Below are 25,733 nucleotides of genomic sequence, written 5' to 3'. Positions count from 1 at the left end.
CGAACGCAGGTGAGACGAGCGGTTCGGGACGAGTACAGCCGGGAAGCGCAGTTTACATAGGATCGGGGATCTTTTGGCCGTGCAGCGAGGCGTGGCCACTAAAGAAAACTCGACTGGCAGCTCAGGCGATGGCCTGCCACGCCAGCCCCTGCTGCTGGTCGGCGATCTGCAACCAGTCCGCATCGCAACCCAGTACCTGGGTAAAGCAGGCGCGGGCCAGCCAGGGATTGTTGTTCTTCTCGCTCAGGTGGGCGAGCACCAGGTGCTGTAGGCCTGGACAGGCCAGGTCCAGCACCAGGTCGGCCGACTGCCGGTTGTTGAGATGCCCGCGCACCCCGCCGACTCTTGCCTTGAGATGATAGGGATAGGGGCCGTTGGCCAGCATGGCACTGTCGTGATTGGCCTCGATCACCAAGGCATCGAGCCCACGGTAATGCTGGAGCACACCCGGCGTGGCTTCACCGAGATCGGTGAGCACGCCCAGGCGCTTGCGGCCATCGTCGAAGACGAACTGCGTCGGCTCCAGGGCGTCATGGGAGACCTGCACCACCGTCACCTCCAGCGCATCCAGCACCAGCCGCTCGCCATCCACCAGCAGGCCCTGAGCCGCCACCGGCTTGCGCAGGCCACGCCCGGTGCCGGCGCTGTAGTAGACCGGCACCCTGTGCTTGCGCGCCAACAGCTCGACGCCCTGGACATGATCGGAGTGTTCGTGGGTGATCAGGACGGCATCCAGCTGGGCAGGTACCACACCCAGCCGGGCCAGGCGACGCTCGGCTTCCCGCAGGGAGAAGCCGCAGTCGATCAGGACGTAGCTGTTATGGCTGTGCACCAGGGTCGAGTTGCCCCGACTGCCGCTGCCCAGGATTGCGAAGCGCATACTGCATGCTCGTCTGAAGCTTCTTCAGCACGCCTTCGGCGATATCCTGGGGTGCTGCGGTGTTGATGGTCTTGTCCAGGGTGACCTGAACGGCATTGCCGACCTGAGTGAGACGGACCTGGAAGCGCCGTGCGCGGGCGTCTTCCTCTTCCTTGGTCTCGCCCTTGCCGAACAGACGACCGAAGAAGCCCGGCTTGCGCTCGTCCGGCTTCTGCGCGCCCTCGGCGAGGTTGACGTAATACACGCCCAGGCTGCGATCCATGTCGTCGACGCGGATGTCGGCGCCTTCGATGGCGCGGCCGACGCTGGACCAGGCACGGTTCAGGTCGCTGTCCAGCACCAGCATGGGCACGCCGCTACCGTCGACCTCGTAGGTGACGCGCTCGGGGGTATCGTAGCCGCCAGCGGCCAGCAGGGACACCGAACCGCCACCCTCGGCGTTGCGATCCAGACCGGCCAGCACCTGATTCAGCAGGGCATCGTCGAGCGCCGAGCTGTTCTGGCTGCTGGACCAGGACGGATCGCTGGAGCTGCCCTGGCTGCGGGTCTGGGTCTGAACGAAGATTTCACTGCTGCCGGACTGCACGCCCGGCTCGATGCGCAACCGCGCGCGCAGCTCCTTGCCAGGCTCCAGGCGACCGTTGGTACTCAGGGCACGGGCCAGCGGCGTGGTCAGCTCGGTGGGCGACTGCCAGGCGGTGATCAGCTCACCCGTCTGCGGACGCTCCTCGGCAATGCGGAAGCCGTTATCGGTGAAGTACTGACGGGCCGTCGGCCAGATAGTGGCCGGGACCTTCTGCGCGGCGAGCCAACGGGCATTGCCGCTGCGCTGGACGCTGAATTGCTCGCTGCCACTGCCCTGGACGCTCAGCGCCTGGGGCCGCGGCACTTCGAAGCCATAGGAACGGTTCTGGGTGTCTGCCACGTTGGCCGGAACCGGCAGCAGCGGGTCCAGCGGCTTGGACTGCAGATCGGTCGGGACCTGCATCGGACCGGTTTCGCGGGCCTCGAGGTAGTCGTTGCCGCGATCACGGAAATAGCCGTGTTCGCCCCACAACCAGCTGCAACCACTGGCACTCGCCACGGCCAGGCCCAGCGTCGTCAATCCGAGAATACGTTTCATCGCCTGCTTCCTAATCACGCCAGCACTCCCGCCTGACGCAGGGCCTGACGTACCACTTCATGGCAGCGCGAGCTGAGCCAGGTCAGGGGCAGACGGATACCGGCGTCGATCATGCCCATTTCATGCAGGGCCCACTTCACCGGGATCGGATTCGATTCGATGAACAGATTCTTGTGCAGCGGCATGAGCTTCTCGTTCAACGCGCGTGCGGTGTCAGCATCGCCACGCATGGCGGCGGCGCAGAGGTCGCTCATCGCCCGGGGGGCAACGTTGGCGGTCACCGAGATGTTGCCCTTGCCGCCCAGCAGCATGAGCTCGGCCGCGGTGGCGTCGTCACCAGAGTAGACCAGGAAATCCTTGCTCACCCGGGAGAGGATGTCGCGTGCCCGGGCCAGGTCGCCGGTGGCTTCCTTGATGCCGATGATGTTCGGCACCTTGGCCAGGCGCTCGACGGTCTCGGCCAGCATGTCGCAGGCGGTACGGCCCGGCACGTTGTAGAGGATCTGCGGGATGGCGACGGTTTCGGCGATCATGCGGAAGTGCTGGTAGAGCCCTTCCTGGGTCGGCTTGTTGTAATAGGGCACGACCAGCAGGCAGGCATCGGCCCCGGCGTCCTTGGCGGCGCGCGTCAGGTCGATGGCCTCGCGGGTGGAATTGCCACCGGTGCCGGCGATGACCGGAATGCGGCCCTTGACCTGCTCGACCACATGACGGATCACGGCGACGTGCTCGTCGACATCGACCGTCGCCGACTCGCCCGAGGTGCCCACCGCGACGATGGCGTCGGTGCCTTCGGCGAGATGGAAGTCCACCAGCTTGGTCAGGCTATCCCAATCGATACGCCCCTGGGCGTCCATGGGGGTGACCAGCGCCACCATACTCCCCGCAATCATGCAACCGCTCCTGCCGGAAAAAGAGAGCGGTAATGGTACTGACGCCTCTGCGCCAGCACAAGCAACGCGCCCCGACGGGCATTCCCCCCGCGAGCGCTTTTCGCTACCCTTTCGCCTTTGCTAGTGTGCTGTTTCAGAAGTTAACTGCACAATTTTGGCGGCGCTTTTTCGCCCTGGGCGTTGTTGCCACTCCTCGCCATAGCCCTGCTATGACTCGTCGCGGCGCCTAGCCAAGGTCAAAAAATCGCTCGCCAATTCTTGCGCGAACGTCTGAAACACCACACTAGTCGTATCCCCCTGCCAGGAACCCCAATGTCCGCTACCCCCCCGATTCGCGAACAATTTCTCGTCATCAGTGCCATGGGCGCCAATCCCATGGAGCTGACCAACGCGCTCTTTCGCAGCTGCATGGACAATCGCTGCGCCGTGGTCAGCAGCCGCCTGAGCCGGCACGGAGAATACAGCGCGTTGATCCTGCAGGTCTCCGGCAACTGGGATGGCCTGGCGCGCCTCGAAGGCAGCCTTGCCGGCCTCGGCAAACGCCACGGCTTTACCGTGGGGGTCACCCGTAGCGCCGCGCTGGAGAATCGTCCCCAGGCCCTGCCGTACGTCGTTTATGTCAGCGCCGCCTATCGCCCCGACATCCTCAACGAACTCTGCCAGTTCTTCGCCGACCACAAGATCGAGGTGGAGAACCTGGTGTGCGACTCCTACCAGGCGCCCCAGACCGGCGGCACCATGCTCAACGCCACCATCACCGTTACCCTGCCCGCCGGCACCCAGATCAGCTGGCTGCGCGACCAGTTCCTGGACTTCGCCGACGCCCTGAACCTCGACGCCTTGATTGAGCCCTGGCGACCGCAGAACAACTGAACCTCCGGAGGATCTGTCCATGAGCGTGACCCTCGACCAGCCGCTTCCCACCTTCCAGGCCCAGGCCACCAGTGGCCTCGAGGTCTCGCCTGACAGCCTGCGCGGTCGCCAGACGGTGTTGTACTTCTATCCAAAGGACAACACCCCGGGTTGCACCACCCAGGGCCAGGGCTTTCGTGACCTGCACGAGCAGTTCGCCGCCGCCAACACTCAGATCCTCGGCATTTCCCGCGACAGCCTGCGCACCCACGAGAACTTCCGCACCAAGCAGGGCTTCCCCTTCGAGCTGATCAGCGACAAGGACGAGACGCTGTGCAATCTCTTCGCGGTGCTGCAGCCGAAGAAGCTCTATGGCAAGGAGTACATCGGTGTGGATCGCAGCACCTTCCTGGTGGATCGTGACGGCGTGGTGCGCAAGATCTGGCGTAACGTGAAGGTGCCTGGCCACGTCGCCGAGGTACTGGCTGCCGCCCGGGCGTTGAACGAGGCCTGATCAGGCCTTGCGCAGCCAGTAGCGGAAGGTTTCTCCTGCCACCTCTTCGCCCACCAGGGCATGACCCGACAACTTGGCGAAGGTGCGAAAATCCCGTTGCGAGCCGGCATCGGTGGCGATTACCACCAGTACCTCGCCAGGCGCCAGCCGATTGAGTTCCAGCTTGGCCTTGAGCAGCGGCATGGGGCAGCTCAGACCGCTGGCGTCCAGCTGGGCGGTCACGGCGCCGGTGTAGGGTTGGCTCATCTCGGCCATGGGCTTCTCCGGTACGGGGTACGACAACGCCCGCGCTTGCTAGGCACTCGGACGGCGGGCGGCTAAAGTAGCGCTTTTGCGACCATGAGTCATGCCATGAAAGTCCTGCGCCCCGCCCTGCTGTCCCTGGCGCTGCTTACCGCGCCGTTCCTGGCGCACGGCGCGAACGACCTGCCCTCGCTGGGCGACGCCAGTTCTTCGATCGTTTCGCCCGAGCAGGAGTTTCAGATGGGCCGCGCCTGGCTGAGCATGTTGCGCGGCCAGGTACCGACCATCAACGATCCGCAGCTCAAGCAATTCGTCGAACAGACCGTTTACAAGCTGGCCGAGACCAGCGACCTGCAGGATCACCGTCTGGTCTTCATCCTGATCAAGGACCCCGAGATCAACGCCTTCGCCGCCCCCGGTGGGGTGATCGGGGTGAATGGCGGGCTGTTCCTCAAATCGGAGACCGAAGCCGAGTACGCGGCGGTCATGGCCCACGAGTTGGGTCACCTGATCCAGCGCCACTTCGCCCGCGGGGTGGAAAACCAGCAGCGTATGCAACTGCCGCTGATGGCCGCCCTGCTCGCCGGCATTGTGGCCGCGGCGGCGGGCAGCGGCGATGCCGGGATCGCCGCCATCGCCTCGACCCAGGCGGCGGCGATCCAGAGCCAATTGCGCTTTTCCCGGCTCAACGAGCAGGAGGCCGACCGGGTCGGCATCGTCAACCTGGAGCGTGCCGGCTACGATCCGCGCGCCATGCCGGAGATGTTCGGCCGGCTCGCCCGCCAGTACCGCTATGACCGCACCCCACCGGAGTTCCTGCTGACCCACCCGGTCACCGACAGCCGGATCGCCGATACCCAGGCGCGCGCCGAGCGCTTTCCCAAGGGCGGCGTCGAGGACAGCAAGCGCTTCCAGCTGATGAAGGTGCGCGCCCAGATGTACTTCGAGGAAACCGCCGGCCTGCTGGTGAAGCGCTATCGCGCCCAGTTGCAGGACAACCCGGACAACGACGCCGTGCGCTACGGCCTGGCCATGGGCCTGACCCGCCAGGGCCAGCTCAACGAGGCCCGCGACACCCTGGCACCGCTGCTGCGCAAGGCCCCGGACGACGTCAGCTACAACCTCGCCCAGGTCGACCTGGACATCACCGCCAATCGCCTGCCTGAGGCGCAGAAGCGGGTCCAGCGGCTGATGGAGCTCTATCCGGGCGATTTGGCCGTGACCCTGGCCCAGGTGGACATACTCAATCGGACCCAGAAGGCCAAGGACGCCAGCCAGTTGCTGGACAAGCTGCTCAAGCAGCGGCCGATCGATCCGGACATCTGGAATCTGGCCGCGGACATTCGCGGCCAGGCTGGTGATCTGATCGGCGTGCACCAGGCCCGCGCCGAATACTTCGCTCTGACCGGCGACTACAAGCAGGCCATCCAGCAGTTGGGCTTCGCCAAGCAGCGCGCGGCCAGCAACTACCAGCTCGCAGCGCGGATCGACGCTCGCCAGCAGGAGATGATCGCCCAGCGCAAGCTGAGCGAAGAGATCCTACGCTGAGTCTTAGGCGTTGCCCTTGACCCGCAGCTGCATGGCCTGGGTGAAGTCGAGCATGCGCTTGAGCGGCTTGACCGCCTTGGGAATCAGCGCCGGATCGACCAGCACCTCGCCGGAGCCGTCGAGCAGGCAGTTGAGGGTGCGCTCGAGGGTGTTCATCGCCATCCAGGGGCAATGGGCGCAACTGCGACAGGCGGCGCCGTTGCCGGCGGTAGGTGCCTCGATGAAGACCTTGTCCGGGCAGGCCTGCTGCATCTTGTAGAAGATGCCGCGGTCGGTGGCGACGATGAATTCACGATTGGGCAGCGTCTGGGCGGCCTTGATCATCTGGCTGGTGGAACCGACGTGGTCGGCCAGCTCGATCACCGCCTCGGGCGATTCCGGATGCACCAGGATGGCGGCCTCGGGGTAGAGGCGCTTGAGGTCTTCCAGCTGGCTAGCCTTGAATTCCTCGTGGACGATGCAGGAGCCTTCCCAGAGCAGCATGTCGGCGCCGGTCTCACGTTGGATATAGCGACCCAGATGGCGATCGGGCGCCCAGAGGATGGTCTCGTCGTTGTCCATCAGGTGCTCGACGATGTCCAGCGCGCAGCCGGAGGTCACCACCCAGTCGGCCCGGGCCTTCACGGCAGCGGAGGTATTGGCGTAGACCACCACGGTGCGCTCGGGATGCTGGTCGCAGAAGGCGGAGAATTCCTCCACCGGGCAACCCAGGTCCAGGGAGCAGGTGGCTTCCAGGGTCGGCATCAGCACCCGCTTTTCCGGGTTGAGGATCTTGGCCGTCTCGCCCATGAACTTGACCCCGGCCACCACCACGGTGGACGCCGGATGACGATTGCCGAAACGGGCCATTTCCAGGGAGTCGGCCACACAGCCACCGGTTTCCTCGGCCAGGGCCTGGATCAGCGGATCGGTGTAGTAGTGAGCCAGCAGCACCGCGTTCTGCGCCTTGAGTTCGCGGGCAATGGCGGTCTTGTAGGCCGCGATCTCGTCCGGCCCGAGCGCCTTGGGCTGCTTGGCGGCCAGATGGGCCTGGACCAGGAGACGTTCGGAAATCTGCGCCATGGCGGGTACCTGAAAACGAGGATCGTCAAGGCCGCGAATCATAGCAGCATCCTTGCCGACTCCCTACGGTCGAGCGGGACGATGATCGTCGAGGGGCGCCCATCTGTCAGCACTGCCTGAACCGGCAAGATGCGAGCCATCCCCTTAGCCGTCGTTCCTGCGCCCCACCAGCCATCTCACCGTCTGCAAGATGGCTCACGCTGGCCTGGCGGGCAGTCAGAGAACCTGCAAACGTTCCGCCTCCAGCCTCACCCGGGCGCCGTAGGGCCAGGCCTGGTTTTCCGGGCCATGACCGCTGGGCAGCCCGCGATAGAGTGCGATGCCCCGCGGGGCCAGCCATTCGGCGAAGATCTCGTCCAGCGATTGCTCGACATTGCGAGGCGGGCAATCGGTGAAGGTGCCCAGGCAGACTGCGCCGATGCGGTGCTCGGTCAGGCTACCCAATACCTGGCAGAGGCTGCGCTCCAGGCGATAGAAGGGTTCGCCGACGTCTTCGAGCATGAGGATGGCACCGTCATGGGGCCGCAAGGCGGCGGCGGTGCCGACCACGCTGGCGAGGGTGGTCAGGTTGCCACCGATCAGTTCACCTGCGGGGACGTGGGCCGGACCGGCCAGTCGCTCCAGGCTCCAGGCCGGGCGCGCGCCGGCGCACAGTTCCAGCACCGATTCCAGCGAGCGGGTCCGCGCCGCCTGGGCGGTCGGGTCTGCTTCGGTGCGCCCCCAATCCAGTGCACCAGGCCCATGAATGGCGGTAAGGCCGCGGCGATGGAAGGCTTCCAGCAGCACGGTCAGGTCCGAATAGCCGATCAGCGGGCGGCCCTTGCTGCTGGATAGCCGCGACCAGTCCAGCCAGGGCAGCAACTGGGCGGAGCCGTAGCCGCCGCGCAGGCACCAGACGGCATCCACGTCGGCCTGGCTGAAGGCCCAGTGCAGGTCCGCCGCCCGCGCTTCGGCGGTGCCGGCCAGGTAGCGATGCCGCTCCAGAGCATGCTCGCCGAGCAACGGTTCGATGCCGGCGGCCTGCAACCGCGCCATCGCGGCCTCGACCAGCTCCGGCTTCACGGCACCAGCCGGGCTGACCAGCGCCACTCGCCGCAGCGGGGTCATTCCAGCACCTCCACCGGCATGCCGGCTTCGATGACGCCGCGCCCCAGCGGGATGACGTTCATGCCGAACAGCATGCGGTTGTCGACGAAGCGGTATTCGCGCAGCGCCGTGAGAGGCTGACGATCGGGATCCTTCTCGCCGGTCAGCGGATCCTGGGTGACGACGATGCAGCGCGAACACGGACAGGCGACGGCGAAGTCGACGCTGCCGATACGCAAGCGCTGCCAGCCATCCTCGGCATAGGCGGCGGCGCCCTCCACCACCAGATTCGGCCGGAAACGCAGCATTTCCAGGGGCTTGCCCACTCGCGCCACGAGATCGGCCAGGGAGGCCTCGCTGGTCAGTAGCAGCGGAAAGCCATCGGCGAAGTGCACCTGCTGGCCGGGTTCGGCGAAATCGGTATTGATCTGGCGGGCAAAGGGTGCGGCGATGTGCACCAGGCGGCAGCGACGACCGAGGAAGTCGCTCAGCCAGGCATCCGCTTCAGCAGCGACGGGCGCTTGCAGGGTATCGCGCCAGATGGTCACGCCCAGGCGCTCGCCCTTGGGGTCGGGAACCGACACCTCGATCGGCTCACGGCCGGGCGCGCTCAGACGCAGGCGATCGGTACCCAGCCAGCGGGCTTCGATATGATTCATTTGCGCCAGTTGGCGCAGCGTCAGGAAGCGACCGCTGTCGGCATCCACCACCATCCAGCGCCGGTCACCGACCAGACCCAGGGCGTCCACCTCGGCGCGCGCCAGGGTTTCCACGGCCGTCGACTTGACGGGATAACGGTAGAGGGCACTTAGGTGCGACATGGGCGCGGCTTCCTGGCGGCGGACAAGGGCCGCCAGTGTAAGGGAGGTGCCGGACCGGCGAAACCGCAGGGATCAGCTCTCTTCGGCCAGCGCCAGGCGCCGGCGGACTTCCTCGACCAACAGATCGGGCTGGAACTTGGACAGGAAGGCGTTGCAACCCACCTTCTTGACCATGGCTTCGTTGAAGCTGCCCGACAGGGAAGTGTGCAGCACCACGTAGAGGTCGGCGAGGCGAGGGTCCTGGCGGATCTCGGTGGTCAGGCGATAGCCGTCCATTTCCGGCATCTCGGCATCGGTCAGCACCATCAAGAGCTTGTCGGTCAGCACCAGGCCTTCATCGGCCCAGGCCTTGAGCTTGCGCAGGGCTTGCAGGCCGTCGGTGGCGATGTGGAATTTCAAGTCCAGTTGCACCAGGGTATCGCGCAGCTGACCAATGGCGGTGCTGGAGTCATCCACCAGCAGCACCTCGCGACCGCGGGCCTTCGCCAGCAAGGGATCGGCCAGGCGCTCCTGGGAGACCTTGACGTTGTAGGGGACGATTTCGGCCAGCACCTTCTCGACATCGATGACCTCCACCAGCTTGTCTTCGATGCGGGTGATGGCGGTCAGGTAGTGCTGGCGCCCGGAGCCGCCAGGCGGTGGCTGGATGCTGTCCCAGTTCAGGTTGATGATGCGGTCGACGCCGCCCACCAGGAAGGCCTGCACCGAGCGGTTGTACTCGGTGACGATGATGGTGCTGTTTTCATCGGGGGTGATGGGGCGCATGCCGATCGCAGCCGCCAGGTCGATCACCGGCAGGGTCTGGCCGCGCAGATGGACGACCCCGCAGACCACCGGATGGCGCTTGGGCATCAGCGTCAGGCGCGGCAGCTTGAGCACCTCCTGCACCTTGAACACGTTGATGGCGAACATCTGCCGGCTGGACAGCTGGAACATGAGAATTTCCAGGCGGTTCTCGCCGACCAACTGGGTCCGTTGATCGACGGTATCGAGAATGCTGGCCATGGAAAATCCACTCCAAAGATAGGTCAGGTGAAAGGCTATCGGCGGCGCTCGCCGAGTCTTTAGCCCCGAAAACGACGAAGCCGCCTGAACAGGCGGCTCCATCGACCTACAAAGCCCTCAGGCGCGCGGCAGGGTCACGCCGCGCTGCCCCTGATACTTGCCACCGCGATCCTTGTAGGAGACCTCGCAGGCCTCATCGGATTGCAGGAACAGCATCTGGGCCACACCCTCGTTGGCGTAGATCTTCGCCGGCAGGGTGGTGGTGTTGGAGAACTCCAGGGTCACGTGGCCTTCCCACTCGGGTTCCAGCGGGGTGACGTTGACGATGATGCCGCAGCGGGCATAGGTGCTCTTGCCCAGGCAGATGGTCAGGACGTCGCGCGGGATGCGGAAGTATTCCACGGTGCGCGCCAGGGCGAAGGAGTTCGGTGGGATGATGCAGACGTCGCTGACCACGTCGACGAAGCTCTTGTCATCGAAGTTCTTCGGGTCGACCACCGCCGAATGGATGTTGGTGAAGACCTTGAATTCGTTGGCGCAGCGGACGTCGTAGCCGTAGCTGGACACCCCGTAGGAGATCACCCGGCTGTCGTCCGCGCCGCGCATCTGGCGCTCGACGAAGGGCTCGATCATGCCGTGCTCCTGGGCCATGCGGCGAATCCACTTGTCCGATTTGATGCTCATGGCAGGTCTAGCTCCGGGGCGAAAAAATTGACCGCGCATTCTAGTGGATAGCGGCGCGGTCTCAAAGACGAACGGACGAAATCAGTCGTCGCTGACGGTGATGGTCGGCATGCCGCTACCGGCCTGGCCACCCTGGGCGATGCGTGCTCCGACCTTGCGCGCCAGCTCCTGGTAGATCAGCGCGATCTGGCTGTCGGGATCGGCGATGGCCGTGGGGCGACCGGCATCGGCCTGCTCGCGGATGGCCATGGCCAGCGGCAGCGAGGCCAGCAGGTCCACGCCGTACTGCTCGGCCAGCCGGCTACCGCCACCTTCGCCGAACAGGTGCTCGGCGTGGCCGCACTGGGAGCAGATGTGCACCGCCATGTTCTCCACCACCCCGAGCACCGGGATGTTGACCTTCTGGAACATCTCCACGCCCTTCTTGGCATCCAGCAGCGCCAGGTCCTGGGGGGTGGTGACGATCACCGCGCCGGCCACCGGCACCTTCTGCGCCAGGGTCAGCTGGATGTCGCCGGTGCCCGGGGGCATGTCGATCACCAGGTAGTCGAGGTCATTCCAGGCGGTTTGGGTAATCAGCTGGATCAGCGCGCCGGAAACCATCGGCCCGCGCCAGGCCACCGGGGTCTTGTCGTTGGTCAGGAAGGCCATGGACATGACCTCGACGCCATGGGCCTGCAGTGGGATGAACCACTTTTCGTCACGCACCTCGGGACGGGTGCCCTCGGCGAAGCCGAACATGATGCCCTGGCTGGGGCCATAGATGTCGGCGTCCAGCACGCCCACCCGGGCGCCTTCGCGCGCCAGCGCCAGGGCCAGGTTAGCGGCGGTGGTGGACTTGCCCACCCCGCCCTTGCCCGAAGCCACGGCGATGATGTTCTTGACGTTGCCCATGGCTTCCAGCTGCGGCTGGGCGGCGTGGGGGGCGATGGTGCAGTCGATCTGAATCTCTGCGGTCTCGACCCCGGGCACGTTCTCCAGCGCGGTCTTGAGCACCTGGGCCAAACCACCCTTGAACAGTCCGGCGGCATAGCCCAGCTCGAAGCGGGCACGCACGCGGCCGCCATCCAAGGCGAGGTCGCGTAGGGCGCCGGCGCTGAGCAGGTCCTGTTCGAGATAGGGATCATGGTACTGGCGCAGCGCGGCCTCGATGGCCTCGCGGGTCGGAGCGGTCATGCAGACTCCCGGAAACAGCGGATAGGAAAAAGCGGCTGCCGCCTATGCTACCCACTGTCCTTGCTAAAGCCTATCCACGCGGCGCTACACTCCGGGCTTATTTCCCTCTCGCGGAGCCCCGTGTGAACACCCCTTCCCTGCACATCAGTTCCACCTTCGACAGCGGCGCCGTCGAGGTGCTGTCCCTGGCCGACCCCGCCGACATCCGCCTGCGCATCCGCCCGGACACGGCCTCGCCCTTCACCCAGTGGTTCCACTTCCGCCTGGAAGGCGCCCGCGGCCTGCCCTGCCAACTGAGCTTCGACAACGCCGGCGAGTGCGCCTACCCCGACGGTTGGCGCGACTATGGCGTGGTAGCCAGCTATTGCGGCCAAGAGTGGTTCCGCATCCCCACCCGCTACGACGGCAAGACCCTGAGCTGGACGGTCACCCCAGAGCACGACAGCCTGTTCTTCGCCTATTTCGAACCCTATCCGGAGAGCCGTCACCTCGCCTTCATAGGCGAAGCCCAGCGGCACCCCGCCGTCCGTCTGGAAACCGTGGGGCGGTCGCTGCTGGGGCGCTCGCTGGACCTGCTGCGCATCGGCACGCCAGGCACCGGCAAGAAGAACATCTGGATCATCGCCCGGCAGCATCCCGGCGAGCCCATGGCGGAATGGTTCGTCGAAGGGCTACTGCGCCGCCTGCTGGGTATGGGCGAACACCAGGGCGATCCGGTTGGCGCCAAGCTGCTGGAGCACGCGGTCCTGCACGTAGTACCGAATATGAACCCCGACGGCTCGGCGCTGGGCAACCTCAGAACCAACGCCGCCGGTGCCAACCTCAACCGGGAATGGCTGGAGCCGGACGAGCAGCGCAGTCCTGAGGTGCTGGCGGTGCGCCGCGCCATCGCCGCCACCGGCTGCGATCTGTTCCTCGACATCCACGGCGACGAAGCCCTGCCCTATGTCTTCGTCGATGGCTGCAATGGCCTGCCCAATTTCGGCGAGCGCGAAGAAGCCGAGCAACAAGCCTTCCTGCAACGCTTCCTGCGCGCCAGCCCGGATTTCCAGACCAAGTACGGCTATCCCCGCGGCCACTTCGGCAGCGAGACCCTGAAGCTCGCCACCAAGTACGTCGGCCATACCCACGGCTGCCTGGCGCTGACCCTGGAGCTGCCGTTCAAGGACAACGCCAACGATCCGCGCCCGGACGTCGGCTGGAACGGTGCCCGCAGCGCTGCCCTGGGTGCGGCCATGGTGAGCGCCCTCCATTGGCACTTGGCCGATATCTGAGTACCGACCTGCCCTCGCCCGTCCCCCACGGATGAAACCGACCGGCCATTTCGCTATGATGGTCGGTCACCTTATCAGCGTCGCGATCCAGCCAAGACCATGACCGAGCCCCGCAAGATTCTCGTCACCAGCGCCCTGCCCTACGCCAACGGTTCCATCCACCTCGGCCACATGGTCGAGTACATCCAGACCGACATCTGGGCCCGCTTCCAGCGGCTGCGCGGCAACCAGTGCACCTACGTCTGCGCCGACGACGCCCACGGTTCGGCCATCATGCTGCGCGCAGAGCGCGAGGGCATAACGCCCGAACAGCTGATCGACAACGTCAAGCGCGAGCACAGCGCGGACTTCGCCGACTTCGGCGTGGCCTTCGACAACTTCCACTCGACCCACGCGGAAGAGAACCGGGAACTGTCCCGCGCCATCTACCTGAAGCTGCGCGAGAACGGTCACATCGCTACCCGTCCGGTGACCCAGTACTTCGACCCGGACAAGCAGATGTTCCTGGCCGACCGCTTCATCAAGGGCACCTGCCCCAAGTGCGGCAGCGCCGACCAGTACGGCGACAACTGCGAGAAGTGCGGCGCCACCTACGCCCCCACCGAGCTGAAGGACCCGAAGTCGGCCATCTCCGGCGCGACCCCGGTGCTGCGTGAATCCGAGCACTTCTTCTTCAAGCTCCCCGACTTCAGCGACATGCTCAAGGGCTGGACCCGCGGTGGTGCCCTGCAGGAGTCGGTCGCGAACAAGATCGCCGAATGGCTTGACGCCGGCCTGCAGCAGTGGGACATCTCCCGGGACGCGCCCTACTTCGGCTTCGAGATCCCCGACGCCCCGGGCAAGTACTTCTATGTCTGGCTGGATGCGCCCATCGGCTACATGGCCAGCTTCAAGAACCTCTGCGACCGCCGCGACGACCTGGACTTCGACGCCTACTGGAACAAGGACAGCACCGCCGAGCTGTACCACTTCATCGGCAAGGACATCGTCAACTTCCATGCGCTGTTCTGGCCGGCCATGCTCGAAGGTGCCGGCTATCGCAAGCCGACCGCGCTGAACGTCCACGGCTTCCTCACCGTCGACGGCCAGAAGATGTCCAAGTCCCGTGGCACCTTCATCAAGGCGCGCACCTACCTGGACCACCTCAATCCCGAGTACCTGCGCTACTACTTCGCCGCCAAGCTCTCGCGTCACGTCGAAGACATCGACCTGAACCTCGAAGACTTCGTGCAGAAGGTCAATTCCGACCTGGTGGGCAAGGTGGTCAACATCGCCAGCCGTTGCGCCGGCTTCATCCACAAGGGCAATGCCGGCCTGCTGGTGGACGCCCAGGCCGCGCCCGAGCTGGAAGCCGCCTTCCGCGCCGCCGCGCCGAGCATCGCCGAGGCCTACGAGACCCGCGACTTCGGCCGTGCCATGCGCGAGATCATGGCCCTGGCCGACCGGGCCAACGCCTGGATCGCCGACCAGGCACCCTGGAGCCTGGCCAAGCAGGACGGCAAGGCAGACGAGGTCCAGGCCATCTGCGCCCAGGGTATCGAGCTGTTCCGCCAGTTGGTGATCCTGCTCAAGCCGGTATTGCCCAACCTGGCCGCTGCCGCCGAGGCCTTCCTCAACGTCGCGCCCCTGACCTGGGCCGACCTCGACACCCGCCTGGCCAACCATCAGCTCAACGCCTTCCAGCCCCTGCTCACCCGCATCGAACCCGCCAAGGTCCAGACCATGATCGACGCTTCCAAGGAAGACCTGGCCGCCCAGGCCGCGCCCCAGCCCGCCGGCAACGGCGAACTGACCAAGGCCCCGCTGGCCGAGACCATCGACTTCGATACCTTCTCCAAGGTCGATCTGCGCATCGCCCTGATCGAGAAGGCCGAATTCGTCGAAGGCGCCGACAAGCTGCTGCGCCTGACCCTGGACATCGGCGATGCCAAGCGCAACGTCTTCTCCGGCATCAAGAGCGCCTACCCCGAGCCGAGCCAGCTCGAAGGCCGCCTGACCCTCTACGTCGCTAACCTGGCGCCGCGTAAGATGAAGTTCGGCGTCTCCGAAGGCATGGTCCTGGCCGCCGGCCCCGGCGGCACCGAGATTCACCTGCTCAGCCCCGACAGTGGCGCCAAGCCCGGCCAGCGGGTGATGTGATAGCGACGGCGCCTCAGGGCGCCGTTCTTCTCCCTGTTATGACCATGAACGCTCAAGCCCAACTCATCACCGCCATCGACGCCCTGCTGCCTCAGACCCAGTGCGGCAAGTGTGGCCATCCCGGTTGCCAGCCCTATGCGGCGGGTATCGCCGCGGGCGAGGCGCACAACAAGTGCCCGCCCGGTGGCACGGCGACCATCCTCGAACTTTCGGCCTTGCTCCAGCGGCCGGCGCTGCCGCTGGACTCGCCCTATCCGGTGACGCCCAGCCAGCGTGCGGTGATCCGCGAGGATGAGTGCATCGGCTGCACCAAGTGCATCCAGGTTTGCCCCACCGATGCCATCCTCGGCGCGGCCAAGCTGATGCATACGGTGATCGAGAGTGAATGCAGTGGTTGTGAGCTGTGCCTGGCGCCCTGCCCGGTAGACTGCATCGATCTGGTGGCGGTACCGGCCCCGGTTGACCGCCCAGCGGAGCGTCGACGCGCGCAGTACTTTCGGCGCCGCTTCGACGCCCGCCAGGTGCGCCTGCAGCGCGACCGCGATCGGCTCGAGGCCGAGCGCCAGCGACGTCAAGCGCCTCCTGTAGCCTCCCCAGCGGCGGAGCAGCCAGCCGCGACGGAGTCTTCGCTCAAGCCCTTGAAGATCGCCGCGGCCATGGCCCGCGTCGCCCTGCAAAAGGCCGAGCGGCAACTGGCCCAGTACGGTACGCCCGCCCTGGAGGCCCAGGTACAGCAGTTGCGCGAAGCGGCCGAGCAGGCCCAGGCCGCCCTGGACAAGGCTCAGCAAGCGCCTGCCATCGCCAGCGCATCGGTCTCGGCAGTGCCGGCTGCCAACCCCGCCGCCCTCAAACAGGCACGGGTCGCCGCCACCCTGGCCCGCGCCCAGCTCACTAAGGCCGAACGGGCCTTTGGTGCCACTCCCTCACCCGAGCAGAGCACCCAGCTGGAAACCCTACGCAACGCTGCTCAACAGGCCGCCCGTCACCTCGCCGCCTTGGAAGAACACACCACGCCATGAACGCCGCCAAACGCCTGGAGATCTTCCGTCGCCTGCACGAAGACAACCCCGACCCCAAGACGGAGTTGTCCTATGCCTCGCCGTTCGAACTGCTGATCGCCGTGATCCTCTCCGCCCAGGCCACCGACGTCAGCGTCAACAAGGCCACCGCCCGTCTCTATCCGGTGGCCAATACGCCCCAGACCATCTTCGATCTCGGCGTGGAGGGGCTGTCGGAGTACATCAAGACCATCGGCCTCTACAACAGCAAGGCCAAGAACGTCATCGAGACCTGCCGGCTGCTGCTGGAACGCCACGGCGGCGAGGTGCCCGAGACCCGCGAGGAATTGGAGGCGCTGCCCGGTGTGGGTCGCAAGACCGCCAACGTGGTGCTCAACACCGCCTTCCGCCAGGTCGCCATGGCGGTGGACACCCATATCTTCCGGGTCAGCAACAGAACCAACCTCGCTCCAGGCAGGAACGTGGTGGAAGTCGAGCTCAAGCTGCTCAAGGTTGTACCCAAGGACTACCTACTGGATGCCCATCACTGGCTGATCCTCCACGGCCGCTACGTTTGCCAGGCGCGCAAACCCCGTTGCGGCAGCTGTCGTATCGAAGATCTCTGCGAATACAAGGCGAAAACATCGGACGATTGAAAAAGGGCTTACCAAAGCCCTTCCGCGATTGAAAAAATCTTTTTTACCGGCTTCCGCTTTGTCGCTATAAGGTCGGCGAAAAGGTTCGCAGCCCCGTCGATGACTGGCGTGTGACCCTGTCCAGCCTTGCAGGAGTTACCCATGGCCGAAGACAAAAGCGACATCGATGTAGACGAAGATTTCGAGAGCGATGGCGAGGCGCCCGAAGCCGTCGAGCCCGTCGTCAGCAAGACCAACCTGACCAAGCGCCGGCTGATCGACAACATGCTCGAAGAGCGCCGACTGAAACGGCAAATCTCCGAATATGACTTCGATCTGTGAGCCATAAAAAAAACCCAGCCTAGGCTGGGGTTTTTGCACGCTGGACCACCCTTACAGCAGGGTACGGCCCTTGCCTGCGGCAATGCGCATGCGCAGGGCATTGAGCTTGATGAAGCCTGCAGCGTCCGCCTGGTTGTAGGCGCCGCCGTCCTCTTCGAAGGTGGCGATGTTGGCGTCGAACAGCGACTCGTCGGACTTGCGACCGACGACGATGACGTTGCCCTTGTACAGCTTCAGGCGCACTACGCCGTTCACATTGGCCTGGGAGGCATCGATCAGCTGCTGCAGCATCAGGCGCTCGGGGCTCCACCAGTAGCCGGTGTAGATCAGGCTGGCGTACTTGGGCATCAGCTCGTCCTTGAGGTGAGCCACCTCGCGGTCGAGGGTGATGGACTCGATGGCGCGGTGCGCCTTGAGCATGATGGTACCGCCGGGCGTCTCGTAGCAGCCACGGGACTTCATGCCGACGTAGCGGTTCTCGACGATGTCCAGGCGACCGATGCCGTTCTCGCCGCCGATGCGGTTGAGTTCGGCCAGCACGGTGGCCGGGCTCAGCTCCTTGCCGTCGATGGCGACGATGTCGCCATTGCGGTAGGTCAGCTCCAGGTAGGTCGGAGTGTCCGGCGCGGCTTCCGGGGACTTGGTCCAGCGCCACATGTCCTCTTCGTGCTCGGTCCAGGTGTCTTCCAGCACGCCGCCCTCGTAGGAGATGTGCAGCAGGTTGGCATCCATGGAGTACGGCGACTTCTTCTTGCCGTGGCGCTCGATCGGGATCTGGTGCTTCTCGGCGTAGTCCATCAGCTTCTCGCGGGACAGCAGGTCCCACTCACGCCAGGGTGCGATCACCTTGACGCCTGGCTTGAGCGCGTAGGCGCCCAGCTCGAAACGCACCTGGTCGTTGCCCTTGCCGGTGGCGCCATGGGAGATGGCGTCGGCGCCGGTCTCGTTGGCGATCTCGATCAGGCGCTTGGCGATCAGCGGGCGGGCGATGGAGGTACCCAGCAGGTACTCGCCTTCGTAGACGGTGTTGGCACGGAACATCGGGTAGACGAAGTCGCGGACGAATTCTTCGCGCAGGTCGTCGATGTAGATTTCCTTGACGCCCATGGCCTTGGCCTTGGCGCGTGCCGGTTCGACTTCCTCGCCCTGGCCCAGGTCAGCGGTGAAGGTCACCACTTCGCAGTTATAGGTATCCTGCAGCCACTTGAGGATCACCGAGGTGTCCAGGCCGCCGGAATACGCCAGGACTACCTTCTTCACATCCGCCATGCCGTTCGCTCCCGTGTGTTGCGTTGAGTCGGAAAGCGACAATTCTACTGGTCGCCTCGCTGCTTTTACAGGGGCGCGACGCACTCTGATGTCTGGGCGACATGCGGTTGGGACGGATCAGCCCTTGGGCTTGGGCGGCGGTGCCGGAGTGGGCGCCGGCGGCTCAGCGGGATTGGCCGCTGTGCTGGTAGGGGTCGCCGACGCCGGGGCGCTACTCGGCGGCACCCGCGAGAACACCAGGGTCACCCGCCGGTTCAGCGCTCGATTGGCCTTGCTGTTGTTGGGCGCCACTGGATATTGCTCGCCGAAGAAGCGCAATTCGATCTGCTCCGCAGCGAAGCCCTTGGCCTTGAGATACTCCATCACCGCGATGGCACGCAGGCGCGATTCCTGACGATTGTCCAGGCGCGTGCCCTGGTTGTCGCTATAGCCGGAGACGATGACGTGATTGACCGTCGGATCGGCTTTCAGGTAGTCGTCGATGAGGTCGAGCTTGGCCTTGGCCACGTCGTCCAGGGTATCGCCGCCACCGGGAAAATTGATCTGCGAGCGGCGGATCTGCTCGAAGTTGACCGCCAGCAGCTTCTGGGTGCAGGCCTGGAATTGCTGGTAAGCCGGTTCGAAACGCACTGGCAACAGCCGCACCTCGACCCGGTCGTCCAGGGCGCCTGAGCGACTCACCTGAGGCATGCGCCCCTCCATCAATCCCACCAGCAGCCGCTGAGCCTGCTGCGCGCTGGTCGCCAGGGCCTGTTCGCCTTCCACCACCTGCACCGAACCTAGACTGATGTCGCCCAGCCCCGGCTTCCAGGGCACTGCCGCCGCCTTGAGAGTAGCGCTGCCGGCCGGCAGCCACTGGCCGCTGGGGCGCAGCTCGAACACCGTGGCCTCGCCGGCGCGGCGCAGGAAGCCGCCACTGCCGAAGCGCGGGATGGCCTGTACCAGCCGACAGGCGAAGATATCGCCCTCCACCTTCCATTCCACGCTCTCGAGCCGGCTCTGGAAGGTCGTCCCCCAGGCCGGTACGGCGAGCAGTAGGGTGGTGAGGATGAGGGAGTGCGGGCGCACGGCGAGGCTCCGGGAGCGAAAGGTACTTGGGCTTCTTATCGGTCGGGCAGGCGGAAAACTTGAGTACCGATGGGCCTCACGGGTGCCGGCTATCCGCCTTTTCCGGTAGCATTTCCCTACTTTCCCGCAGCCTGGAATCCCGCATGACCGACCGGATCACCCTCGCCCGTCCCGACGACTGGCACATTCACCTGCGCGACGGCGCCGCCCTGCAGCAGACCGTCGCCGACGCCGCCCGCGAATTCGGTCGCGCCATCGTCATGCCCAACCTGGTGCCGCCGGTGCGCAATGCCGAGCAGGCCGCCGCCTATCGCGAGCGCATTCTGGCAGCACGTCCGGCCGGCAGCCGCTTCGAGCCGCTGATGGTGCTTTATCTCACCGACCGTACCAGCCCGGAAGACGTCCGCACGGCCAAGGCCAGCGGCTTCGTGCATGCCGCCAAGCTCTATCCGGCCGGCGCCACCACCAATTCCGATTCCGGCGTGACCTCGCTGGACAACCTCTTCCCCACCCTGGAAGCCATGGCCGAGGTCGGCCTGCCCCTGCTGGTGCATGGCGAGGTCACCCACGCCGAGGTGGACGTCTTCGACCGCGAGAAGAAATTCATCGACGAGCACCTGGTGCGCATCGTCCAGCGCTTCCCGACGCTGAAGGTGGTCTTCGAGCACATCACCACCGGCGACGCCGCAGCCTTCGTCCGCGAAGCCCCGGCCAACGTGGGCGCCACCATCACCGCCCACCATCTGCTGTACAACCGCAACCACATGCTGGTGGGCGGTATCCGGCCGCATTTCTATTGCCTGCCGATCCTCAAGCGCAACACCCATCAGAGCGCCCTGCTGGACGCCGCCACCAGCGGCAATCCGAAGTTCTTCCTGGGCACCGACTCGGCGCCCCACGCCCGTCATGCCAAGGAAGCGGCCTGCGGCTGCGCTGGCTGCTACACCGCCTACGGCGCCCTGGAGCTCTATGCCGAGGCCTTCGAGAGCCGCAATGCCCTGGAGCGCCTGGAAGGCTTCGCCAGCCACTTCGGCGCGGACTTCTATGGCCTGCCGCGCAACACCGAGACCGTCACCCTGGTCCGCGAGGACTGGCAGGCGCCCGCGTCCCTGCCCTTCGGCGATCACGAGGTGATTCCCCTGCGTGCCGGCGAGACCCTGCGCTGGCGCCTGGAGGTAGGCGCATGAGCATGGACGAGACCTTCAGCGACGAACTGGACGCCAGCCAGCCGATGTCCGATTCGCGCATCCCCATGGCGCGACGCTTCCGCGGCTATCTGCCGGTGGTGGTGGACGTCGAGACCGGCGGCTTCAACGCCGCCACCGATGCCCTGTTGGAAATCGCCGCCACCACCGTGGCCATGGACGACGAAGGCGTGCTCTATCCGGACCACACCTACTTCTTCCGCGTCGAGCCCTTCGCCGGTGCCAACATCGAGCCGGCAGCCCTGGAATTCACCGGTATCAAGCTCGACCATCCGCTGCGCATGGCGGTCGGCGAAGAGCAGGCGCTCAGCGAGATCTTCAAGGGCGTGCGCAAGTCGCTCAAGGCCAGCGGTTGCAAGAGAGCCATCCTGGTCGGCCACAACAGCAGCTTCGACCTGGGTTTTCTCAATGCCGCGGTGCTGCGCTGCGGCCTGAAGCGCAATCCCTTCCACCCCTTCTCCAGCTTCGACACCGCGACCCTCGCCGGCCTTGCCTATGGCCAGACGGTACTGGCGAAAGCCTGCCAGGCAGCCGGGATCGAGTTCGACAACCGTGAAGCCCACTCGGCCCGCTACGATACCGAGAAGACCGCCGAGCTGTTCTGCGGCATCGTCAACCGGTGGCGTGAAATGGGCGGCTGGGTCGATCTCGATTGACCACTCGTCGCCTGAACCGCCTTTGATGAGATTTTGTCGCCTACAACTTTGACAATCATTCTCATTGTCATTAGCTTTGGCGGCACCTCCACTCATTCAGCAGGCGATCCATGTACGTGTGTCTTTGCCGTGGCGTGACCGACAAGCAGATTCGTGAAGCCATCTATGACGGCTGCTGCAGTTATCGGGAAGTTCGGGAAAGCACCGGTTGCGCCACCCAATGCGGTAAATGCGCCTGCCTCGCCAAGCAGGTGGTCAAGGAGACCCTTGGCGAGCTGCATGGTGCCCAGCAGCTCGCCTATGCCCTGGACGTTCCCCGCGTCTGAACGAATTTTTTGATGAAAGAGCCGGACCTTGTGTCCGGCTTTTTTATTGTCTAATCAACCGCTTACGCAAAGGATGGAAAAGCTTTCGATTACCGTTCGATTTTCGTCGATTTTTCAACGACTTAAGCTTTTGACAAAGGCCTTTTCGACGCTCAGACTCGCGGCAATCCCACCCCATTCGCAGGTCAGGCCATGAAAGGCGATATCACCGTCATCCAGCATTTGAACAAGATCCTCGGCAACGAACTGGTCGCCATCAACCAGTATTTCTTGCATTCGCGGATGTACAACGACTGGGGTATCCGCAAGCTCGGCCACCACGAGTACAAGGAATCCATCGACGAGATGAAGCACGCCGATCGCCTGATCGAGCGCATCCTGTTCCTGGAAGGCCTGCCCAACCTGCAGGACCTGGGCAAGCTGATGATCGGCGAGAACACCCAGGAGATGATCCAGTGCGATCTGCGCCTGGAGATCAGTGCCGTGGCCGACCTGCGCGAAGCCATCACCTATTGCGAAAGCGTGCGCGACTACGTGAGTCGCGACATGCTCAAGGACATCCTCGAATCCGAGGAAGAGCACATCGATTGGCTGGAGACCCAGCTGACCCTGATCGCCAGCGTCGGCATCGAGAACTACATCCAGTCGCAGATGCACGACGACGACGATTGATCGACGCGCATCCATAAAAAAAGCCCGCCTAGTGCGGGCTTTTTTTATGGGCCAGGAACCTCAGGCGTCCTTGGTTTCCACGGCTTGCTTGATCAGGGTCTGCAGCTCGCCCTTCTCGTAAAGCTCGGCCAGGATGTCGCTACCGCCGACCAGTTCACCGCCGACCCACAGCTGCGGGAAGGTCGGCCAGTTGGCGTACTTGGGCAGATTCGCGCGGATTTCCGGGTTCTGCAGGATGTCGACGTAGGCGAACTTCTCGCCGCAGGCCATCAGTACCTGGGCGGCACGGGACGAAAAACCGCACTGGGGCGCGTTCGGCGAACCCTTCATGTAGAGCAGCACGGGATTGTTGGCAATCTGGTCTTTGATGGTATCGATGATGTCCACGATGCACCTCGCTAATACGGTGGGACGATTGTAACGGAAAGGCCCGTCAGACGCCGGAATTTCCATGCGGGCGTGCCTGTGCCGATGACCTCGAATGGGTAATCGACCGCGTGCCGGCCACACCGTTCGCGACAGCGCACCGATCAATGGCCGGCAAACTTTGCCACCGGGCCTGTGGTCAGGTTAAGGGTAGGCGCCGCTCGGTGCGCCCGTTCCAAGATCCCAGGAGAACTTCATGAGCCTGTTCAGCAAGATCCTTTCCAAGCTTGGCATCGGCGAAGCCCAGGCGGACACCCCCGCCGCAGCGCCCTCCACCAGCGCGACCGACACCGCCACGCCGGCTGGCAGCACAGCTCCGGCTGGTGGCGCAGCGCCCATCAGTCAGGTGGATGTCACCGCCAAGCTCGATGCCCTGGCCGCCCAGAAGGGCGAACAGCTCAACTGGAAGACCTCCATCGTCGATCTGCTCAAGCTGCTCGACCTGGACAGCAGCCTCGCTGCTCGTCAGGAGCTGGCCAAGGAGCTGAACTGCCCTGCCGACAAGCTGGGCGATTCCGCCCAGATGAACATGTGGCTGCACAAGGCCGTTCTGCAGAAGCTCGCCGATAACGGCGGCAACGTGCCGGCCGATCTGCTGTAAGACTCGCCGAGAGCTTGGCCCCCATCGCGCGCCCGATCTGCCGGAAAAGCTCAGGCGTGCGATGGTGGTAAAATGCGACATGAACTTATACCATTTCGCCTTTGGTCTTTCCGCCGTTCGAAACGGCATGGTCTCAGGTTCGCCGCGCCCCCGATGGGCGGCCGTTACCGGGATGGGACGCTAGGGTAACGAAATGACGGTTCGCCATTTTCTTTCTTTCATGGACTGTTCCCCCGCGGAACTGCGCCAGCTCATCAACCGCGGCATCGAACTCAAGGCCCTGCGCAGCCGGGGCGTCCTGCACGAGCCCTTGCGCAACCGTGTTCTGGGCATGATCTTCGAGAAGGCCTCGACCCGTACCCGCCTCTCCTTCGAGGCCGGCATGATCCAGCTCGGCGGCCAGGCGATCTTCCTGTCTTCCCGCGATACCCAACTCGGCCGCGGCGAACCGGTACCGGACAGCGCCCGGGTCATGTCCAGCATGCTCGACGGAGTGATGATCCGCACCTTCGCCCACGAGATGCTCACCACCTTCGCTGCCAACTCCAAGGTACCGGTGATCAACGGTCTGTCGGACGATCTGCATCCCTGCCAACTGCTGGCCGACATGCAGACCTTCTTCGAATACCGCGGTGACATCCAGGGCAAGACGGTGGCCTGGATCGGCGACGGTAACAACATGTGCAATAGCTACATCGAGGCGGCCGAACAGCTGGACTTCCAGCTGCGCATCGCCTGTCCGGAAGGCTACGAACCCAATCCGCGCTTCCTCGCACGTGCGGGCGACCGCGTACGGGTGGTGCGCGATCCGCGCGAAGCCGTGGCTCAGGCCCACTTGGTCAGCACCGATGTCTGGACCTCGATGGGCCAGGAAGAGGAAACCCGCCTGCGCCTGGCTGCGTTCAAGCCCTACCAGGTAACCGCGGAGCTGCTCGACGTCGCAGCACCCGATGTGCTCTTCATGCACTGCCTGCCGGCCCATCGCGGCGAAGAGATTAGCCATACCCTGCTCGATGATCCCCGCGCCGTGGTCTGGGACGAAGCCGAGAATCGCCTGCACGCGCAGAAGGCCCTGCTGGAATTCCTCATCAAGCCGCCGCTGCACGCCTGATCGAGGCAGAGGCTTCGGGCATAGCTGATTACCCGAAGCCTCTCACTCAGAGCAGCAGGCGCCCGCTGAACACCGTCACCGCGCGTCCGGCGATACTGACGCGATCCCCATCCAGACGACACCAGAGCTGCCCACCCCGGGCCGACAGCTGCTGGGCGGTGAGCATCCGCTTGGCCAGTCGTCGCGACCAGTAGGGAATCAGGCTGCAATGTGCCGAGCCGGTGACCGGGTCTTCAGCCACCCCCACCGCCGGCGCGAAGAAGCGCGACACGAAATCGACCTCCTGGCCGCGGGCCGTGATGATGATGCCCTGCCAGGGCAACCGGGCGATGGCGGCCAGGTCCGGTGTACAGTCACGCACCGCCTGCTCGGACTCCAGCAGCACCAGCAATTTATCGGCCGCCAGGGCATCCACCGGCGACACCCGCAGTGCCCGCTCCAGCTCAGGCGTAACCCCCAGCTCCGAGGGCACCAGCGCAGGAAAATCCAGCGCCAGCAAACCGCCTGGCTCACGGAACACCCTCAGGGTGCCGGACTGGCTGATGAACTCCAGACGATCACCCGCCTCGCCGTAGATCTCGAACAGCACGTGCGCCGAGGCCAGGGTGGCGTGGCCGCAGAGCGGTACCTCTACCCGAGGTGTGAACCAGCGAATCCGCCAGGTATCTCCCTCACGGACCACGAAGGCGGTTTCCGAAAGGTTGTGTTCGGCAGCGATGCGCTGCAACAGCTCGTCGGCTGGCCAGCTCTCCAGGCGATACACGGCGGCGGGATTGCCACGGAAGAACTGATCGGTGAAGGCATCGACCTGATGGAAGTCTAGGGGCATGCACGCTACCTGAGCAGAGAGGAAGAACGGCGAAAGTCGGTGCTGCCCAGCGTCCCGCCTGGGCTGGGCCGGCGGCGATGGGCAATAGCTCAGACCTGGCAACGTGGAATTCGTCTCGCGGACCCATATGACCAAGGTAGCAGCCACCGTCGCCTTGGCAATGAATTGTCGAACGTCGTCACTGTTTTTGCGCTCAGGAGCTTTGACAGCTTTCGAATTTGAAATTAGATTTTCGGTTGCGAACAAATAGCTATCCAGCTACCCCTTAATAAATACAACAACACGAGGCTCCCCA

General features: G+C 64.7%; 28 protein-coding genes. 14 read left to right on the top strand and 14 right to left on the bottom strand.

What is annotated here, in order from left to right:
- Positions 1–121: 121 nt before the first annotated feature.
- Genes QZ471_RS13275 through dapA form a run of 3 tightly spaced genes read right to left on the bottom strand, consistent with a single transcriptional unit; the run spans position 122 to position 2,896 of the window.
- Positions 122–880, bottom strand: a complete 759-nt coding sequence (locus QZ471_RS13275; protein ID WP_295464413.1) for an MBL fold metallo-hydrolase — start codon at positions 878–880, stop codon at positions 122–124.
- Positions 819–2,003 (bottom strand): outer membrane protein assembly factor BamC, encoded by a 1,185-nt coding sequence (gene bamC / locus QZ471_RS13270; RefSeq protein WP_295464411.1) that lies wholly within the window; start codon positions 2,001–2,003, stop codon positions 819–821. Before bamC ends, QZ471_RS13275 begins: the two co-directional genes overlap by 62 nt.
- Positions 2,004–2,017: 14 nt before the next feature.
- Positions 2,018–2,896: a 4-hydroxy-tetrahydrodipicolinate synthase gene (gene dapA / locus QZ471_RS13265; protein ID WP_059227626.1), complete on the bottom strand. Its 879-nt coding sequence runs from the start codon at positions 2,894–2,896 to the stop codon at positions 2,018–2,020.
- Positions 2,897–3,208: 312 nt separating this feature from the next.
- On the opposite strand from dapA, the gene QZ471_RS13260 reads away from it, so the two are divergent.
- Both QZ471_RS13260 and QZ471_RS13255 read left to right on the top strand, forming a co-directional pair.
- Positions 3,209–3,769 carry a glycine cleavage system protein R gene (locus QZ471_RS13260; RefSeq protein ID WP_295464409.1) on the top strand — a complete coding sequence of 187 codons (561 nt, stop codon included), beginning with the start codon at positions 3,209–3,211 and terminating at the stop codon, positions 3,767–3,769.
- A gap of 19 nt (positions 3,770–3,788) precedes the next feature.
- Entirely contained in the window at positions 3,789–4,262 is a 474-nt protein-coding gene (locus tag QZ471_RS13255; RefSeq protein ID WP_295464406.1) for a peroxiredoxin, read from the top strand.
- Here QZ471_RS13255 and QZ471_RS13250 read toward each other — a convergent pair whose 3' ends face one another.
- Positions 4,263–4,517: a sulfurtransferase TusA family protein gene (locus QZ471_RS13250; protein WP_295464404.1), complete on the bottom strand. Its 255-nt coding sequence runs from the start codon at positions 4,515–4,517 to the stop codon at positions 4,263–4,265.
- A 96-nt stretch (positions 4,518–4,613) separates the two neighbouring features.
- Here QZ471_RS13250 and QZ471_RS13245 point away from each other — a divergent pair, with 96 nt between their 5' ends.
- Positions 4,614–6,053 (top strand): M48 family metalloprotease, encoded by a 1,440-nt coding sequence (locus QZ471_RS13245; protein ID WP_295464402.1) that lies wholly within the window; start codon positions 4,614–4,616, stop codon positions 6,051–6,053.
- Positions 6,054–6,056: 3 nt separating this feature from the next.
- Here the strand turns inward: QZ471_RS13245 and nadA are convergent, their stop codons facing one another.
- From nadA to apbC, 6 genes are all read right to left on the bottom strand, one after another.
- Positions 6,057–7,115, bottom strand: a complete 1,059-nt coding sequence (nadA, locus tag QZ471_RS13240) for a quinolinate synthase NadA (protein WP_295464400.1) — start codon at positions 7,113–7,115, stop codon at positions 6,057–6,059.
- 216 nt (positions 7,116–7,331) lie between these two features.
- Positions 7,332–8,222: an LD-carboxypeptidase gene (locus QZ471_RS13235; RefSeq protein ID WP_295464398.1), complete on the bottom strand. Its 891-nt coding sequence runs from the start codon at positions 8,220–8,222 to the stop codon at positions 7,332–7,334.
- Positions 8,219–9,022, bottom strand: coding sequence for an MOSC domain-containing protein (locus tag QZ471_RS13230; protein ID WP_295464396.1), 804 nt, complete (start codon positions 9,020–9,022; stop codon positions 8,219–8,221). The genes QZ471_RS13235 and QZ471_RS13230 overlap by 4 nt, the downstream gene beginning before the upstream one ends.
- A gap of 72 nt (positions 9,023–9,094) precedes the next feature.
- Positions 9,095–10,027: a chemotaxis protein CheV gene (locus QZ471_RS13225; RefSeq protein ID WP_295464394.1), complete on the bottom strand. Its 933-nt coding sequence runs from the start codon at positions 10,025–10,027 to the stop codon at positions 9,095–9,097.
- Positions 10,028–10,144: 117 nt separating this feature from the next.
- Entirely contained in the window at positions 10,145–10,711 is a 567-nt protein-coding gene (gene dcd / locus QZ471_RS13220; protein ID WP_007162761.1) for a dCTP deaminase, read from the bottom strand.
- Positions 10,712–10,792: 81 nt separating this feature from the next.
- On the bottom strand, positions 10,793–11,887 hold the full coding sequence (apbC, locus tag QZ471_RS13215; protein ID WP_295464391.1) for an iron-sulfur cluster carrier protein ApbC: 1,095 nt from the start codon (positions 11,885–11,887) through the stop codon (positions 10,793–10,795).
- A gap of 122 nt (positions 11,888–12,009) precedes the next feature.
- On the opposite strand from apbC, the gene QZ471_RS13210 reads away from it, so the two are divergent.
- The 5 genes from QZ471_RS13210 to QZ471_RS13190 all read left to right on the top strand — a co-directional run bounded on the left by QZ471_RS13210 (position 12,010) and on the right by QZ471_RS13190 (position 17,275).
- The gene (locus QZ471_RS13210; RefSeq protein ID WP_295464389.1) at positions 12,010–13,161 is read left to right on the top strand and encodes a M14-type cytosolic carboxypeptidase; all 1,152 of its coding nucleotides are present in this window, start codon (positions 12,010–12,012) and stop codon (positions 13,159–13,161) included.
- A gap of 99 nt (positions 13,162–13,260) precedes the next feature.
- Positions 13,261–15,300 carry a methionine--tRNA ligase gene (metG, locus tag QZ471_RS13205; RefSeq protein WP_295464387.1) on the top strand — a complete coding sequence of 680 codons (2,040 nt, stop codon included), beginning with the start codon at positions 13,261–13,263 and terminating at the stop codon, positions 15,298–15,300.
- Positions 15,301–15,344: 44 nt separating this feature from the next.
- Complete coding sequence (locus tag QZ471_RS13200; protein WP_295464385.1) at positions 15,345–16,319, top strand: RnfABCDGE type electron transport complex subunit B; 975 nt, start codon at positions 15,345–15,347, stop codon at positions 16,317–16,319.
- A complete protein-coding gene (nth, locus tag QZ471_RS13195) occupies positions 16,316–16,954 on the top strand; it encodes an endonuclease III (RefSeq protein ID WP_295464383.1) in 639 nt (212 codons plus the stop codon). Before QZ471_RS13200 ends, nth begins: the two co-directional genes overlap by 4 nt.
- A gap of 141 nt (positions 16,955–17,095) precedes the next feature.
- Entirely contained in the window at positions 17,096–17,275 is a 180-nt protein-coding gene (locus tag QZ471_RS13190) for a PA3496 family putative envelope integrity protein (protein WP_295464381.1), read from the top strand.
- A 51-nt stretch (positions 17,276–17,326) separates the two neighbouring features.
- Here QZ471_RS13190 and QZ471_RS13185 read toward each other — a convergent pair whose 3' ends face one another.
- Together QZ471_RS13185 and QZ471_RS13180 are read right to left on the bottom strand one after the other, a co-directional pair.
- Entirely contained in the window at positions 17,327–18,544 is a 1,218-nt protein-coding gene (locus tag QZ471_RS13185) for an argininosuccinate synthase (RefSeq protein ID WP_295464379.1), read from the bottom strand.
- A 117-nt stretch (positions 18,545–18,661) separates the two neighbouring features.
- Positions 18,662–19,612 carry an OmpA family protein gene (locus tag QZ471_RS13180; protein ID WP_295464377.1) on the bottom strand — a complete coding sequence of 317 codons (951 nt, stop codon included), beginning with the start codon at positions 19,610–19,612 and terminating at the stop codon, positions 18,662–18,664.
- A gap of 143 nt (positions 19,613–19,755) precedes the next feature.
- On the opposite strand from QZ471_RS13180, the gene pyrC reads away from it, so the two are divergent.
- From pyrC to bfr, 4 genes are all read left to right on the top strand, one after another.
- Positions 19,756–20,799, top strand: coding sequence for a dihydroorotase (pyrC, locus tag QZ471_RS13175; RefSeq protein ID WP_295464375.1), 1,044 nt, complete (start codon positions 19,756–19,758; stop codon positions 20,797–20,799).
- A complete protein-coding gene (gene rnt, locus QZ471_RS13170; RefSeq protein ID WP_295464373.1) occupies positions 20,796–21,473 on the top strand; it encodes a ribonuclease T in 678 nt (225 codons plus the stop codon). Before pyrC ends, rnt begins: the two co-directional genes overlap by 4 nt.
- Before the next feature lie 110 nt (positions 21,474–21,583).
- On the top strand, positions 21,584–21,799 hold the full coding sequence (locus QZ471_RS13165; protein ID WP_058760977.1) for a bacterioferritin-associated ferredoxin: 216 nt from the start codon (positions 21,584–21,586) through the stop codon (positions 21,797–21,799).
- 192 nt (positions 21,800–21,991) lie between these two features.
- Positions 21,992–22,471: a bacterioferritin gene (gene bfr / locus QZ471_RS13160; RefSeq protein ID WP_059227587.1), complete on the top strand. Its 480-nt coding sequence runs from the start codon at positions 21,992–21,994 to the stop codon at positions 22,469–22,471.
- A 60-nt stretch (positions 22,472–22,531) separates the two neighbouring features.
- Here bfr and grxD read toward each other — a convergent pair whose 3' ends face one another.
- Positions 22,532–22,858 (bottom strand): Grx4 family monothiol glutaredoxin, encoded by a 327-nt coding sequence (gene grxD / locus QZ471_RS13155; protein WP_007162748.1) that lies wholly within the window; start codon positions 22,856–22,858, stop codon positions 22,532–22,534.
- A gap of 235 nt (positions 22,859–23,093) precedes the next feature.
- Between grxD and QZ471_RS13150 the strand changes: the two genes are divergently transcribed.
- Both QZ471_RS13150 and argF read left to right on the top strand, forming a co-directional pair.
- Positions 23,094–23,498: a DUF3597 domain-containing protein gene (locus tag QZ471_RS13150; RefSeq protein WP_295464368.1), complete on the top strand. Its 405-nt coding sequence runs from the start codon at positions 23,094–23,096 to the stop codon at positions 23,496–23,498.
- 193 nt (positions 23,499–23,691) lie between these two features.
- Entirely contained in the window at positions 23,692–24,609 is a 918-nt protein-coding gene (argF, locus tag QZ471_RS13145) for an ornithine carbamoyltransferase (RefSeq protein ID WP_295464366.1), read from the top strand.
- Between the two features lie 46 nt (positions 24,610–24,655).
- Here argF and QZ471_RS13140 read toward each other — a convergent pair whose 3' ends face one another.
- The gene (locus tag QZ471_RS13140; RefSeq protein ID WP_295464364.1) at positions 24,656–25,438 is read right to left on the bottom strand and encodes a PhzF family phenazine biosynthesis protein; all 783 of its coding nucleotides are present in this window, start codon (positions 25,436–25,438) and stop codon (positions 24,656–24,658) included.
- Positions 25,439–25,733: the final 295 nt, after the last annotated feature.

Origin of the sequence: uncultured Pseudomonas sp. (genome assembly GCF_913774235.1) — a bacterium.
In the GTDB taxonomy this organism is placed as follows: domain Bacteria; phylum Pseudomonadota; class Gammaproteobacteria; order Pseudomonadales; family Pseudomonadaceae; genus Chryseomonas.
The sequence above is the reverse complement of the archived record's forward strand: the minus strand, read 5'-3'. Positions and strand labels throughout refer to the sequence as shown.